The 14,725-nt window shown below is 33.0% G+C and carries 14 protein-coding genes; 13 read left to right on the top strand and 1 reads right to left on the bottom strand.

Annotated elements, in window-relative coordinates; translation table 11 throughout:
* From CN514_RS03880 to CN514_RS03865, 4 genes are all read left to right on the top strand, one after another.
* Positions 1 to 566: VanZ family protein (locus tag CN514_RS03880; RefSeq protein WP_141529296.1), on the top strand; the 566-nt coding region annotated here is incomplete at its 5' end.
* 22 nt (positions 567 to 588) lie between these two features.
* Entirely contained in the window at positions 589 to 918 is a 330-nt protein-coding gene (locus tag CN514_RS03875) for a hypothetical protein (protein ID WP_098231468.1), read from the top strand.
* 242 nt (positions 919 to 1,160) lie between these two features.
* Entirely contained in the window at positions 1,161 to 1,976 is an 816-nt protein-coding gene (locus tag CN514_RS03870) for a DUF5995 family protein (RefSeq protein ID WP_098231467.1), read from the top strand.
* Between the two features lie 151 nt (positions 1,977 to 2,127).
* Positions 2,128 to 2,835, top strand: coding sequence for a M48 family metallopeptidase (locus CN514_RS03865; protein WP_098231466.1), 708 nt, complete (start codon positions 2,128 to 2,130; stop codon positions 2,833 to 2,835).
* A 62-nt stretch (positions 2,836 to 2,897) separates the two neighbouring features.
* Here the strand turns inward: CN514_RS03865 and CN514_RS03860 are convergent, their stop codons facing one another.
* Positions 2,898 to 3,392 (bottom strand): acyl-CoA thioesterase, encoded by a 495-nt coding sequence (locus tag CN514_RS03860; protein ID WP_098231465.1) that lies wholly within the window; start codon positions 3,390 to 3,392, stop codon positions 2,898 to 2,900.
* A gap of 364 nt (positions 3,393 to 3,756) precedes the next feature.
* Here CN514_RS03860 and CN514_RS03855 point away from each other — a divergent pair, with 364 nt between their 5' ends.
* From CN514_RS03855 to CN514_RS03815, 9 genes are all read left to right on the top strand, one after another.
* Positions 3,757 to 6,288 (top strand): vitamin B12-dependent ribonucleotide reductase, encoded by a 2,532-nt coding sequence (locus tag CN514_RS03855; RefSeq protein WP_098231464.1) that lies wholly within the window; start codon positions 3,757 to 3,759, stop codon positions 6,286 to 6,288.
* A 275-nt stretch (positions 6,289 to 6,563) separates the two neighbouring features.
* Positions 6,564 to 7,262, top strand: coding sequence for a vancomycin resistance response regulator transcription factor, VanR-F/VanR-M family (gene vanR, locus CN514_RS03850; RefSeq protein WP_098231463.1), 699 nt, complete (start codon positions 6,564 to 6,566; stop codon positions 7,260 to 7,262).
* Positions 7,255 to 8,367, top strand: a complete 1,113-nt coding sequence (locus tag CN514_RS03845; protein ID WP_098231462.1) for a HAMP domain-containing sensor histidine kinase — start codon at positions 7,255 to 7,257, stop codon at positions 8,365 to 8,367. Before vanR ends, CN514_RS03845 begins: the two co-directional genes overlap by 8 nt.
* Positions 8,368 to 8,469: 102 nt before the next feature.
* Entirely contained in the window at positions 8,470 to 9,390 is a 921-nt protein-coding gene (vanY, locus tag CN514_RS03840; protein WP_098231461.1) for a VanY-A/VanY-F/VanY-M family D-Ala-D-Ala carboxypeptidase, read from the top strand.
* Positions 9,387 to 9,938: a VanZ family protein gene (locus tag CN514_RS03835; RefSeq protein ID WP_098231460.1), complete on the top strand. Its 552-nt coding sequence runs from the start codon at positions 9,387 to 9,389 to the stop codon at positions 9,936 to 9,938. Before vanY ends, CN514_RS03835 begins: the two co-directional genes overlap by 4 nt.
* A 258-nt stretch (positions 9,939 to 10,196) precedes the next feature.
* Positions 10,197 to 11,675: a protein adenylyltransferase SelO gene (locus CN514_RS03830; protein WP_098231459.1), complete on the top strand. Its 1,479-nt coding sequence runs from the start codon at positions 10,197 to 10,199 to the stop codon at positions 11,673 to 11,675.
* Positions 11,676 to 11,893: 218 nt separating this feature from the next.
* On the top strand, positions 11,894 to 12,814 hold the full coding sequence (locus CN514_RS03825; RefSeq protein ID WP_097978226.1) for a DMT family transporter: 921 nt from the start codon (positions 11,894 to 11,896) through the stop codon (positions 12,812 to 12,814).
* A 155-nt stretch (positions 12,815 to 12,969) separates the two neighbouring features.
* A complete protein-coding gene (locus tag CN514_RS03820) occupies positions 12,970 to 13,317 on the top strand; it encodes a hypothetical protein (protein ID WP_098231458.1) in 348 nt (115 codons plus the stop codon).
* The coding region (locus CN514_RS03815; protein WP_141529295.1) for a glycosyltransferase family 2 protein at positions 13,314 to 14,725 on the top strand (1,412 nt) is incomplete at its 3' end. The genes CN514_RS03820 and CN514_RS03815, both read left to right, overlap by 4 nt.

Here is a 14,725-nt window from a genome sequence, read left to right as displayed (position 1 = left end):
ATTTTAATCTATTTCTAATACTGAAAATTGTTATAGTTCTATTTATCGTCTATATAACTTTTAATTTTATTAAGCACAAAAATAAAAAAAAGTTTATTGAATATATAGTTAGTTTCGGTCTTCTTATATATATAGCTGGAATAGTTAAAGTAGCGATATTTCCATTTCATATTTTTTTAGGTGATAAACAACCATTTAATATATATTTACTAAGTCAATATATCGAACTTTTACCAATTCATAGTATTGTCATTTCTCTATCAAGAGGACTATGGATCCAGGTTATTGGAAATATAATTATGTTTGTGCCATTAGGTGTTTTTATCGGTTTATATAAGTCTAATTATTTATTTAAAAATGTAATTTTAATAGTTTTTTTATCAAGTTTATTAATTGAAATTACCCAATTATGTATTTCATTAGTAACTGGTTATCCGAGTAGAGTATTCGATACAAGTGATTTAATTCTAAATACAATAGGAGGTTTAATTGGTTGGTGGTTATTAAAAACTTTATCTACAAATCTGCCGACAAACATTATTAATATTTATAAACTCAAAAGGTAAATTTTAATTAAGGAGAATGTTATTGAAATACAAGAACAGGTTATTAGTTATCTCCATTATTTTTTTTAGTATTTGTTTTTTAATCAGTGCAAGATTAATTTCTAATTCATTGGATAGTATTACAAGAAATCAACAAATTGAAATGAATAATAAAGATTTAACTCGTAATTCGCAATTAATAAATGAAATAGATTTACAAATGTATTTAGGTCTTACGGAAAGTGAACTAACTTCATTTATAAATCTATATAAAAATAGCAAAAATCCTTTACCTATAATTAAAATTGAAGGTAAAACATATTACTCAATAAAAGCAATTGATAGATGGTTACAAAATATTGGTCAAAAATAAATCAAAAAGAGCAATTCTTGATGAGTTGCTCTTTTTTTATCTCAATTTTTTCACCCCCTCCAAGCAATTCACAGTTATTAAAGCCAATTTTACAAAAGTGTTCTCTAAAACGAAGGAATTCTCAAAAGACACACTGAATCAAAATAGATACCCACTATTAAAAGTATCTTTTCAACACTAATCGCATATTGATGAACAAATTTAATACAACGCACTTGTCACAAAAGTTAGGAGAGTGAGTAATGAAAAGTATTTCAAAGTATATAGGAAATGCAAGTACAATCGATGATGTAATTAAACAGTTAGATGACATTATTTCAATGAGTAATAAAACAAAAAGCAAACTAGGCTATTTTGCCGCTTTATATCGATTGGTAACGATTAAAGTAAAAGATGGAATTTTAAATAATCAGTTCGAAGACGGAGCAAGAATGGAAAGTCTGGATGTAAATTTTGCAAATTTCTATTTAAAAGCACTTAAAAACTATTTGAATGGAGAACCTTTGAGTATCAGTTGGCAATTAGCGTTTCGTCAAGCTGAAAACCGTAAATCTATTTTGTTACAGCATTTATTGCTTGGCATTAATGCTCATATTAATTTGGATCTAGGAGTAGCTGCTGCAAAGGTATGTCAAGACTCTGATATTTTATCTCTTTACAATGACTTTATGAAAATAAATAGTATTTTGGCATCGCTTGTGGATGAGGTAAGGGATGACATGGATCGAATTTCACCATGGATAGGTTTTTTAGACCACGTTGATCCAAAAGCCTCTACGGCAATAATAAACTTCAGCCTAGAGAAGTCTCGAAATTATGCATGGGATTTTGCGAAAAAGCTTGCTGGAGCGAATGTTGGTGAGTGGGAAGGGATAATTAAAGTGCATGATCATGAGGTTGCATCGATTGGTAACTTGGTGGCACGTCCAAGTAGTTGGATGCTGAAGGCTGGTTTATGGGCAATTCGTTTTCGCGAATCCAAAAATATTGAACGGAACTTAGATCTTCTAAATCATACTCGGTTTGAAACAATTTCAACTGATGGTATTCAATTGTAAATTCAAAGTGAGTAAGCAGATTGGAAAATTGAAGGCAACACTCTTTTATTAGAGTGTTGTTTTTACTATTTAAAAATCAAAACTTCTACTGTAGTATATTATATAATTGTAAAGATTCTGGATTAGAAGGTTAACGATAGGTGATAAAAAAATGATACATACATATTTAAACGAAACGATTAGTTTTAATATAAAGTATAAAAAGCGGAATTCGATCGGTATTTTTATAGATGCTTATGGAAATGTTGAAGTTCAAGCTCCTAAAAATACACCTGATAAAAGTGTCATTGAAGTTTTAGAGGCTAATTGGGAGTTGATTCTACAAAAATCAAATGAAATGAAGGAGCGACTTCGTGGTCCAAAAGAACGGACTTATGAATTCGGTGAGACATTTCTTTATTTAGGGAATTCATATCCTATACAAATTTCATACGATGAAAGTATTCAGCAAGATCAGGTAGTTTTTGAAGGTAATAGGCTAAATATTATTGTAAAACAACTAGAGGATGAACGAATAAAACAGGCACTTAAAAGGTTTTATTACCAACAAATTAAAGCAATAGTTGAAAAGAGTATTCAGAGGTATCAAAGTAATTTTAAAGTAAAGCCATCATCAATTCGTATTTCTGATAGTAAAACAAACTGGGGGACTTGTGATTCAAAAAGGCAATTAACATTTAATTGGAAACTAGCAATGGCACCTCAAAAGGTGATTGACTATGTAGTTGTCCATGAAATGTGCCATATGGTCCATATGAATCACGACAGGTCCTTTTGGCGACTTGTAGGTAAAATTATTCCAGAGTATAAGGAAAGAGAAAGTTGGTTAGCGTTATCTAGTTGGAAAATGACAGTATAATTTCAAATTTAATGTACTTTGTCTATAAACTAAAATGGGAACGACAATTGTCGTCCCATTTTCTATTTTTTGTAAAAGAAGTCTGCTAATTCCTTACTTTTAAGTCTTCTATTTTTACGGATTTTAGCGCGTTCTTCTCCGCCTTCATATAAGAATTTTTCTTCCTCAGTCTCGGGAACAATTTGTGGAACTTTAATTAATTTACCTTCCTCGTCCAATGCTACAAAAGTTAAAAAAGCAGTTGCAGCGATTCTCTCTTCTCCAGTTTTTAAATTTTCTGCAGTTACTTTCACGAAAACTTCAAATGATGAAGTGCCTGTCCAAGTAACATAACTTTCGAATGCCACGGAATCTTTCATCGTGATTGGGTGAAGAAAATCTACTGAATCAGTAGAAGCAGTTACAATTGAAGATCGACAGAATTTCATTGCTGAAATACTTCCGATAATATCTAAGTCATTCATTAGTTTTCCACCAAATAAAGTGTTATGACTATTTACATCATTAGGTAGAACTAAATTTGTTCTAACGACTCTCGTTTCATTACAAGTTACCATGTGATTTCTCCATTCTTTAATATCTATAAATTGTACACTATTTATTGGAGGAATTATCAAGCTTTATTTAAAAAATACAATTATAAACTTTCTACTGAAGGATACTGATTAATCCGTAATATTCAAAGTGGTTATTAAGCATTACTTAGTTAAAAGTATATTTGTCAATGGAATTTGTGGGAATTAGTGCAAATTTAAATAAGTTTATTTCAGTCGTTTACATTGACTTTTACTTCTTAAGTCGGTATATTTATATCTTGTTGAGACGGGATAAATACTACATATGGGTGTTGTGAAGAAAGAAAACACCTATATATCGATATATGGTAAAATCGATATAATCTTTTGCGAGGAGGAACAGGTGATGATAAATACAATAATTGATGCTGAATTACCTGCGAATATACAGAAATTAAATCAAGACATAATGCATTTTCCAATGATTACACCTATTAATCCAAAGATGCATAAAACAACATTTAAAGGTGTATCTAGAACGGTTATGTTAGATCGATACGCATTTAAAGATATTAAGCTTGTTACTTTAGGTGTAGGTGACCTAGTTGTACTAACATATAAGGATGATCCAAAGTTTCCTCGTCGTGGTTATGGTGAAGTAATTGCTATTGACAATAGTCAGGAAGAAGTAACTGTTCAATTAGATACTCAGTTTGAAGACGGAGCAATCATTACAGTTGCATTTAATAAAGTAGACAAACCACTTGAAATCTTCTACGAACAAATTGCAGACCGTGTTGCACGTGGGCTTGCATCTGCAGAAACTCCAGAAAAATTCTCCGAAGTAAAAGAGATGTTTTATGAAATTTTAGCTAACAAAACTTTTGTACCAGCGGGACGTGTTTTGGCTGGTGCCGGTACAGGAGCTTCAACAACTTTCTTTAACTGTTATGTAATGCCTCATATTCACGATTCTCGTGATGGGATTGGTGAACACCGTAAGAAGGTAATGGAAATTATGTCACGTGGTGGTGGCGTTGGAACAAACGGATCAACTTTACGTCCTCGCGATGCAATTGTTTATAGTGTGAATGGACGCTCAAGTGGATCAGTTTCTTGGTTACATGATTTATCTGAATTAACAAATTTAGTTATTCAAGGTGGTTCAAGACGTGGTGCGCAAATGATTATGATGAACGTCAACCATCCTGATATTGTAGAGTTCATCGTATCAAAGAACCAAAATCCAAAGGTTTTACGCTATATTGCGCAAACTACAAAATCGAAATTAATTCGTGAAGAAGTAGAGCGTAAATTAAAATTCGAACCAATTAGTGCAACAGAAAAAGCAGCATATGAAGCTTTAATTCATATTGCAACAATTGAAGGGAAATTAAATACACCTGAAATAGATCAGGCAAAAGAACTGCTTAATGACGGTGGTAAGTATTCAGTTCACAACCCTGAGTTTTTAACAGGTGCAAATATATCTGTTTGTTTAACTGATGATTTTATGGAAGCAGTTGAAAATGATGGAGAATACAAGCTTCAATTCCCTGATTTAGAAAACTATGACGATGAAATGCGTTTAATTTATGATCAAGAATGGCAGGAATGTGGAGATGTACGTGAATGGGCTGCACGTGGATATGGTGTACGAACGTACCACACAATTAAAGCAAAAGAACTTTGGGATTTAATCAATGTTTGTGCAACTTATTCTGCTGAACCAGGAATCTTCTTCTTAGATAATGCAAACAAAATGACAAACGCTGTATCTTATGGTCAAAAAGTAGTTGCAACAAACCCTTGTGGAGAGCAACCACTTGCTCCATTCTCTGTTTGTAATTTAGCAGCTGTTAACTTAGCCGAAATGACGGAAAATGGTAAAGTTAACTGGGAAAAGTTAAAGCGAACTGTTCAAATCGGAACGAGAATGCAAGATAACGTAATCGATGCAACGCCGTATTTCCTAGAAGAGAATACGAAACAAGCAAAAGGTGAACGTCGTATCGGCTTAGGTGTGATGGGGTTACATGATTTACTAATTCGTTGTGGCCTAGTATATGGATCGGATGCTGGCAACAAACTGGTTGATCAAATTTTTGAAGTAATTGCAACTACTGCTTATAAAACTTCAATTGAATTAGCAGAAGAAAAGGGAGAATTCCCATTCTTATCGACTTTTGAAGATGGACGCGAACGTTTTATTAACTCGGGATATATGAAAAAAATGCCTGAAGAAATACGTGAAGCTGTTTTAGAAAGTGGTATTCGTAATTCGCACTTATTAACAATTGCTCCTACAGGAAGTACTGGAACGATGATGAATGTCAGCACTGGACTTGAGCCTTATTTTAACTTCGTTTACTTCCGTTCAGGACGTTTAGGTAAATTCATTCCAGTTGTAGCTGATATCGCACTAGAATGGTTAGAAGCAAATGGATATGAAGTAACTGAAGAAAATGTTTATGAGATGATTGAACATCTTCCTGAACAATTTGTTGGAACAATGGACCTTTCTCCAGAGGCGCATGCTGATGTTCAATGTATTATCCAAAGATGGATTGATTCTTCAATTAGTAAAACAGTTAATGCTCCTAAAGGTTATTGTGTTGAACAAGTAGCAAAAGTGTATGAAAGATTACACAAAGGTGGAGCAAAAGGCGGGACTGTTTATGTAGACGGTTCACGTGATGCCCAAGTACTATCGCTAACAAATGAAGAAAATGATTTTACAAATATAGAACTAGAAACAGTTGAAAATAGTAAAGAGGCAACGACTAACGATACTGATGAAACTGCTCAAGTTAAAACAGGTAACGTAGGTGTAGAAAACGGAGACACTTGTCCAATCTGCCTCGCTGGTACTGTAGTTGAACATGGTGGTTGTAATACATGTGATAATTGCCAAGTTCAGTTGAAGTGTGGAATATAAAAAAGTGAAGAAAAACCTCTTTAGATGTGAAGATCTAAAGGGGTATTTTTTTATGTCTTAAAGAATTTTGAAAAAGTAAGCCTTATTCCAAAATGGGCCATATTCTTGAAGAATAAGAGGAAATAATAGAAAATAATATAGAGCTTAAAGTTTATTGGACAACTAAAGCTAGCTGTAACTCGCAATTGCTAATTCGAGTTTTTGGGAGAACATCGTTAGGATATTTAATTGGATAATCATCCACTGAATGTAACGATAAATAGGAGGGAAATTTGATGAAACCTATATCTATTTTAATAGCGGATGATGAACAGGAGATTGCTGATCTGATAGCCTTACATTTAGAAAAAGAAGGGTATCAAGTTATTAAAGTTTCGGATGGACAGGAGGCTGTTCGTGTAGTCGAGACCGGGTCAATTGATTTGTTGATATTGGATATTATGATGCCGAAAATGGATGGATATGAAGTAACTCGGCTCATTCGCGAGCGGCATAATATGCCAATAATATTTTTGAGTGCTAAAACATCTGATTTCGATAAAGTACAAGGACTGGTTATTGGAGCAGACGATTATATAACGAAACCATTTACCCCCATTGAATTGGTTGCACGTGTGAATGCCCAATTGCGACGCTTTATGAAGTTGAACCAACCAAAAGTAGATGATCATAAAGTTCTCTTGGAATTTGGTGAAATAATGATTTCCCCTGATCACCGGACAGTTTTGCATTATGGTGAAAACATCGAGCTAACACCGAAAGAGTTTGATATTTTGTATTTATTAGCTAGTCATCCAAAGAAAGTTTTTAGTGTAGAAAATATTTTTCAGCAGGTTTGGGGTGATGCATACTTTGAAGGTGGTAATACAGTAATGGTACATATTCGCACCTTGCGGAAAAAACTCGGAGAAGATAAGCGAAAAAATAAGTTAATCAAAACGGTTTGGGGAGTGGGGTATTCATTTAATGGATAAAATAATACGCAGTTTTCGCTCCAAAATCATCGTATTATTTGCTTTAAGTATGACTCTGGCTGGTATGATAACTTACATTATTTTTAAAGGATTACAGCTTTATTATCACACGATGGTTCGTTATGGTGATCCCTTGGCCCAGCTTCGTCGATTCATGCAGAGTATTGGAGACGTTAACTTCTTTCTATTTCTATTTATCCCACTTTCGATATTGTTTTTCTATTTACTCACTAAGCCCTATTCTACTTATTTTAATGAAATATCAAACGGGATTCATAATCTTGCACGTGGCAACTTTCAACATCCGGTTTCGATCCAGTCAAATGATGAGTTCGAAGATATTGCTCAAGCAATTAATCTAGCAAGTGAAAAATTAGAAGAGGCAGTACAAAGAGGAGATTTTTCAGAAAACAGTAAAGAACAATTAGTTGTAAATTTGGCACATGATTTGCGTACTCCGCTAACTTCTGTGTTAGGTTATTTAGATTTAATGCTTAAGGATGAGAAGCTAACTAAGGAACAAATCAAACATTTTTTAACGATTGCCTTTACAAAATCTCAGCGTTTAGAAAAACTGATTGATGAATTATTCGAAATAACTAGAATGAACTATGGCATGTTACCTCTTGAAAAAAGGCAAATTAATTTAAGTGATCTACTATTTCAACTAAAAGAAGAATTGTACCCTGTTTTCGAGAAAAATAATTTGATTGCTCGAATGAATCTTCAGCCCAATTTACCTATTTTGGGAGATGGAGAGATGTTAGCTCGAGTGTTTGAAAATCTTTTAACCAATGCAAATCGATATGGATATGATGGTCAGTTCGTAGATATTAACGGGTTTGTTGATGGACAAGAAGTGATTGTTCAGGTTATTAATTATGGAGATTGTATTCCTCCGGAGGAACTTCCATATCTTTTTGATATGTTTTATACCGGTGACAAAGCACGAACTCATCAAGAAGATAGCACAGGTCTTGGTTTATTCATTGCTAAGAATATTGTGGAGCAACATAATGGAACAATTACGGCCGAAAGTAGTATAATCCGAACTGTATTTGAAGTCCGATTACCGCAGGAAAGTATCTCAGTTGACCAAGTCTAAAAGTTTAATAAAGAATTTAAGAAAAATTTAAAGTTTACCCCACTTTTTATTTAAAAAGTTTTTCCTATTCTAGAATTAATCAGTATTAGGAGGAACGTGAAAATGAAGAAGTGGGGATTTTTAGTTGCTTTAGTAATTTGCCTGATTTTTACATTCGTTAATAAAGAAACGTCGCTTCAAGAGAAAGTAGAGATTCAAACATATAAAAAAATTAACAATGCAAAATTAGATAATGGTGAGATTTCAGAAAGTTTCCAAACGAAAAGTATTACAAAAGAACAGGTCTATCAAGGAAACTTACTCTTAATAAACAAAAAATATCCTGTTCACAAGGAAAGTATAAAATCAGATGTTGTAAACTTATTCACTCACAAGGAATTGATAAAGGGATACGAATTACTAGATACGAAAATTGAATTGTCAGAGGATGTTGCCCGTAAATTTTCGAAGATGATTGTTGCTGCTAGAAAAGAAGGAGTTCGTCATTTTACAATTAATAGTGGCTTTCGTGACTTTGATGAGCAAAATGCACTTTATCAAGAAATGGGATCAGACTATGCCTTGCCTGCAGGCCGTAGTGAACATAATTTGGGTTTATCACTTGATGTAGGATCTACCAAAATGAAAATGAATGAGGCACCTGAAGGAAAGTGGCTAGAAAAAAATGCTTGGAAATATGGCTTTATCATACGCTATCCAAAGGATAAAACGGCAATTACAGGCATTCAGTATGAACCTTGGCATATTCGCTATGTTGGATTGCCACATAGTGTGATTATGGAGGAAAAGAATTTTTCTTTAGAAGAGTATTTGGATTTCTTAAAAAAACAAAAGTCTATTTCTACTACTATAAATGGCCAAAAATACGAAATATCTTATTACCCTGTTACTAAAAATACGACCTTTCATGTGCCTACCAATCTTCGTTATGAAATATCAGGCAACAATATAGATGGTGTGATTGTGACGGTATTTAATAGCTCGACACATGCTAATCTTAAGGAGGTTAGCTTAGCGGAATGAAAATAATAAAATTAATGAACAAAATTTTTGTTTCAGCACTATTTGTCTTTTATATGTATGCATTAATTAGAGTCATTCTTTTTAAGTTCCGCTGGAGAGATCTGTCCTTTCTTTTGTATCAACTTCAGACTAATCTCGGGAATCCTGTTAATCTCATAAACGAATTGAAAACGGGAAATCTTATCCCATTTAAAACTATATTCATTAATATTCAGAGTCTATCATCATGGCCTGATTTTAGTAATTTGATTGGGAATATCATAGCATTTATCCCATTTGGAATGTTTCTTGTACTTTTGTCTAAAAATAGAGGAATGTCTTTCATAGGCGTATTCATTAGTACTTTGAGTTTTAGTTTATGCATAGAAAGCTTACAGGTTGTTTTTTCTCTAGGGATTTTTGATGTGGATGATCTAATACTAAATACCTCTGGAGGATTGCTTGGCTATTGTGCGATCAAGCTTTGTGATATGGTTTATAATAAACTTATCGTAAATACAACAAGCAGTGTCCAAGACAGAGAAATTGTTGAAAAACAAGAATTTTAAAATTTCGAGGAAATTGAATCGTACTTTTTAACCGGGAAAGATACGATAAACGGCTGCTGTTGAGTAGCCGTTATTTTTGTTATATGAGCTAAATGAAGTTATGCCTTTTTCATTCAATTTTAGAATATATTAAAGTTGTGGAGTAGACACTAACCTGAAGAATGGATTGTGAAAACAAAATCATAGTAAATCTATGGTTTTTTTGTTATATGTAGAGAGTAAATAATAAAAAAGAAAAAAGTGGAAAAGGGTGATAAGATGACTCAGGAAAATGTAAAAAATGATGCAGGATGGAATTTTGATAATAGTTATTCAAAATTACCGGAATTCTTTTTTGCTACTCAAGACTTAAATCCGGTAAGTTCACCGAAATTGGTTGTTCTAAATAAACCAGTGGCCTTATCACTTGGTCTTGATGTTCAATCGCTTCAAAGCGAAGAAAGTGTAAATGTTTTTGCTGGGAATCAAGTGCCAGAAGGTGGATTGCCACTTGCCCAAGCATATGCAGGGCATCAGTTTGCACACTTTAATATGCTAGGGGATGGAAGAGCATTATTACTCGGTGAACAGATCACTCCAAAAAACGAGCGATTTGATGTACAACTTAAAGGTTCAGGTAGAACACCTTATTCAAGAGGTGGAGATGGTCGTGCAGCACTTGGCCCGATGCTTCGCGAATACATTATTAGTGAGGCGATGCATGCACTAAAGATACCAACTACACGAAGTCTTGCTGTTGTAACGACAGGTGAACAAATCCAGCGTGAAACTCGATTACCTGGGGCAGTTATGACACGAATTGCTGCTAGTCATATTCGTGTTGGTACATTTCAGTATGTTTCAAGATGGGGTAGTGTGAATGAACTTCAAGAGCTTGCTGATTATACAATCCAAAGGCATTATCCGGAAATTGAACCAAATGATCCAAATCGATATCTTTCACTACTCCAAGAGGTCATTAAGCGCCAAGCTTCTTTAATTATCAAATGGCAATTAGTTGGTTTTATACATGGTGTAATGAATACTGACAATATGACAATTAGTGGCGAAACAATCGACTATGGTCCGTGTGCATTCATGGATGCGTATGATCCAGCAACTGTCTTTAGCTCAATTGATCTCCGCGGTCGTTATGCGTATGGAAATCAACCAAAAATGGCTGGCTGGAATCTTGCCCGATTTGCTGAAACATTATTACCTTTATTGCATGATGATCAGGAAAAAGCCTTAGAAATAGCACAGAATGCAATTTCAGAATACCCTATTATTTATGTAGATAATTGGATTGCAGGCATGAGGAGAAAATTAGGAATATTTAATGAAGAAGAACAGGATAAGTCATTAATTGATGAATTACTTGAAATCATGGAAAAGTATAAAGCAGACTATACGAATACGTTTAGAGCATTATCATATGGTAATCAAGATGAGCACCCATTTTTTACATCATCTGAATTTAAACAGTGGGAGAAGCAGTGGCAGGAGAGATTAAGTAGACAAACAGAATCAAAAGAAGCATCTCTCCAATTAATGCGTGACAACAATCCGACCGTAATCCCAAGAAATCATCGCGTAGAAGAAGCTTTAGAAGCAGCGGTAAAGAACGGAGATTATAGCGTGATGGAGAAATTACTTAAAGCACTTTCTAATCCCTTTATTGAATCGAAAGAACTGATAAATTATTGTACACTACCTCCTGATCCGGATCGTCCTTATCAAACTTTCTGTGGTACTTGATTATATTCCTTATAGTACAAATACTACCTCTTTCTAGGGTAGTATTTTATTTTTAAGTAAAACGAGGAACATATTTTTAGTGAATCTGAGCATACACTTTGAATAAATCTTAAAAATTTACTATATTAGAAAAAGTAAATTAAAAGTTTTCTAAAATTAATTTAAGAGGGGAACTTTCCCTCTTTTTATATTTAGGCCAGTAGAAAGAAGTGGGGAAGTTGAAGAAGCAACAAATTTATATCATTTTATTTTGTATTATGGTGGTATGGGGATTTAATGTAATTGCAACAAAAGTTCTAGTAGAGAACTTTATGCCAGTTACGATGACAGCTATCCGTGTTTTCACTGCTGGAGTAAGTGTTTTTATTATTTTATTTTTAATAAAAAAAGTTCGTTTGCTTACTAAGAGAGAGTTTGGGTATGTATTTTTTGCGATGCTATTGAATGTAGTTGCACATCATTATTTTTTATCAATCGGTCTATCCCAAACCTCAGCATCAAACGGGGGTCTAATTCTCGGAATGGGGCCGCTTTTAACAGCCTTATTGTCGGTTTTCTTTTTAGGTAGTGTAATGAATTTTGTTAGAATTTTAGGCGTTTTATTTGGCTTTGCAGGTGTTGCTTTTATTGTTTTCCAGAGCGGTGGAGGTTTTCATGGCGTTTCGCATGGAGATTTTTATGTGTTTTTAGCAATCCTAGCTCAAGCATCTAGTTTTGTTTTAATAAAAAAAGTTTCGAAAACATTAGATCCAAGATTAATGACTGGATATATGCTAGTTATGGGTTCGATTATTTTATTCGGAATAAGCCAAATACTTGAACCAGGTGGAATGGCTAGTATGGTGCATCATTCAGTAGGAATTTGGGCGGTATTTTTTGCATCAGCAGTTGTTGCAACAGCTATGGGGCATATGCTATATAATTTTGCTCTTGGTAAGGTTGGCACAACAGAGGCGGCTATATTTTTAAATCTAAATCCATTCTTCTCACTTATTGGTGCGGTATTATTTTTAGGTGAAAAAATTGTTTTAACTCAAGTAGTCGGATTTATTTTAATTTTAATAGGTGTGTTGTTTGGTTCAGGAGTATATGAAGATGTAACTCGCAAATTTAAAAGGGATAATCAAATCCAATTCTAATTTCAAAATAGTAAATGTTTCATAAGACAATTTACCGATAAGGTGATTGTCTTTTTTTTATCTTAAGAAATTTCTAATTCATCATTTCATGAAAAAAAACTACTTATTTAGGGCATATTATAAAGTATTCAAGCTATTAGGAAGGACTCATCAAGATGACAATCGATCCAAGGACTCACTCATTAAATGCAGAAACAACTGAGAATGAATTAGAAATACCTTATTGGTTTATAAAATTAAACAAGTTTAAATCTAATTTAAATAATTTGGACATAGAGTCTCAGTTTTATGAACAGTTCTTAACCTTATTAACTAATGAAGAAACAGCGTTAGAGCTGCATTATAAAAATATAAAGTATATTGAAAAGTTAGAAAATGAAATTCAAATAATGGAAGAACGTTACCGAAAAGTAATGCACTCAAAGCTAGGCAGATTAATTCAGTTTTATTGGAAAGCTAAAAGATGGCTTTTTAGAAAGATAAGGTTGGTGAGTAAGTTTTGAACAAGTTTGAAATTCAGCAAAGATTAGAAGAAATTGAAAGAATAAAGATCGAAATTTACCAACGAATGAATAAGGAAATCCCGGAAGACTTAATATTTTCAAAATATCATTTTAAAAAATTAATAAACGGTATTAGCGTAATCATCCCGACATACAAAGGTGAAAACGTGATAAAAAAATGTATTGAATCATTAAAAAATCAAACTTTGTCACCAAAATATTTTGAAGTGATTTTTATTATTAATGGAGAAAAAGATCTAACCGAAGAGATATTGATGAATTTCATTAAGGAACATGATATTAATCATTTCAACATTCTTCATTCAGAAGAAGCTAGTGTTTCAGCTGCAAGAAATATGGGAATTCAACAAGCATCAAAAAAATACATTACATTCTTGGATGACGATGATTATATTTCACCTAACTTTCTTGAAAAACTATTCAATCATGCTGATGAAGAATCTGTTGTCATTTCACAAGTTGTGGACGTCGATCTAGAAGGTAATAATAATCCTAATAATCCTGTTAACTCTCAAATTAAAAAAGCGTTAGATACTAAAATTTATACTTACACTGATTTAAATAGTGTTTTAACAATGAATGCTTGTAAATTAATACCAACAAAGAAAGTAAAAACCCAACGTTACGAACTCGGTTTAAAAAGTGGAGAAGATGTTGTGTTTTTTACTAAATTATTTGCTTTGCATCATTTTCATTTAAAGATTGTTCCATTAGAAGAGCAGGCAATTTATTATCGAGTTTTAAGAGATAACTCAGTTTCAAGACGTAAAAATTCATTTGAGTTTAATGTAAAAGAACGTTTGGAAGTCATGAAGCATCTTGATGTTTTACTAGGAGAAACGAATAGTCCCACGATCCAACAATTCATTAAAGGAAAAATACACGCACAATACGGATTTATAGACAGATATATAAACAATAGCAATGAATTGAGAGAAAAAGTAATTGAAGAAGTAAATAAACACAGTTTCGTCTATTTTCCTTATTTTAAGCTCTACAATGGAGAGACGCGTTCTTTAATTATTTCTTATTGTTTTCCACCTTATGTTGATACAAGTGGAACTGTAATGGCTAAGCGTATTATCGAAAATAATGAAGTGGTAGACGTAATTTATAATAATATGTCGAAGGTAAGGGAAACCGATTATCGACAAAATGCAATGGTGGATGGTTTTATTAATAATCGAATGGAAATATCATCTGCTAGTAGTTTTAAACAATGGAAATCAATGAAAGACTTTATTAAAAAATCTCTTAAGGAAATTAAATTGATAGAAAGAAAAAATGGTGCATACCATAAAATTTATAGCCGAGCATTATGGCCTGCTTCTCACTTTTTAGCATTTGAATATAAAATGAAAAATCCAAAGGCAAAATGGGTTGCAGA

Origin of the sequence: Bacillus sp. AFS001701 (assembly GCF_002559405.1) — a bacterium.
Classification (GTDB): Bacteria; Bacillota; Bacilli; order Bacillales; family Bacillaceae_G; genus Gottfriedia.
This window is presented reverse-complemented; position numbering and strand designations above follow the sequence as displayed.

Excerpts from the sequence above, each read along its gene's own strand:
- CN514_RS03870 (WP_098231467.1), top strand. The coding sequence starts at position 1,161 with ATGAAAAGTATTTCAAAGTATATAGGAAATGCAAGTACAATCGATGAT.
- vanY (WP_098231461.1), top strand. The coding sequence starts at position 8,470 with ATGAAGAAGTGGGGATTTTTAGTTGCTTTAGTAATTTGCCTGATTTTT.
- vanR (WP_098231463.1), top strand. The coding sequence starts at position 6,564 with ATGAAACCTATATCTATTTTAATAGCGGATGATGAACAGGAGATTGCT.
- CN514_RS03845 (WP_098231462.1), top strand. The coding sequence starts at position 7,255 with ATGGATAAAATAATACGCAGTTTTCGCTCCAAAATCATCGTATTATTT.
- CN514_RS03860 (WP_098231465.1), bottom strand. The coding sequence starts at position 3,392 with ATGGTAACTTGTAATGAAACGAGAGTCGTTAGAACAAATTTAGTTCTA.
- CN514_RS03820 (WP_098231458.1), top strand. The coding sequence starts at position 12,970 with ATGACAATCGATCCAAGGACTCACTCATTAAATGCAGAAACAACTGAG.
- CN514_RS03865 (WP_098231466.1), top strand. The coding sequence starts at position 2,128 with ATGATACATACATATTTAAACGAAACGATTAGTTTTAATATAAAGTAT.
- CN514_RS03830 (WP_098231459.1), top strand. The coding sequence starts at position 10,197 with ATGACTCAGGAAAATGTAAAAAATGATGCAGGATGGAATTTTGATAAT.
- CN514_RS03835 (WP_098231460.1), top strand. The coding sequence starts at position 9,387 with ATGAAAATAATAAAATTAATGAACAAAATTTTTGTTTCAGCACTATTT.
- CN514_RS03855 (WP_098231464.1), top strand. The coding sequence starts at position 3,757 with ATGATAAATACAATAATTGATGCTGAATTACCTGCGAATATACAGAAA.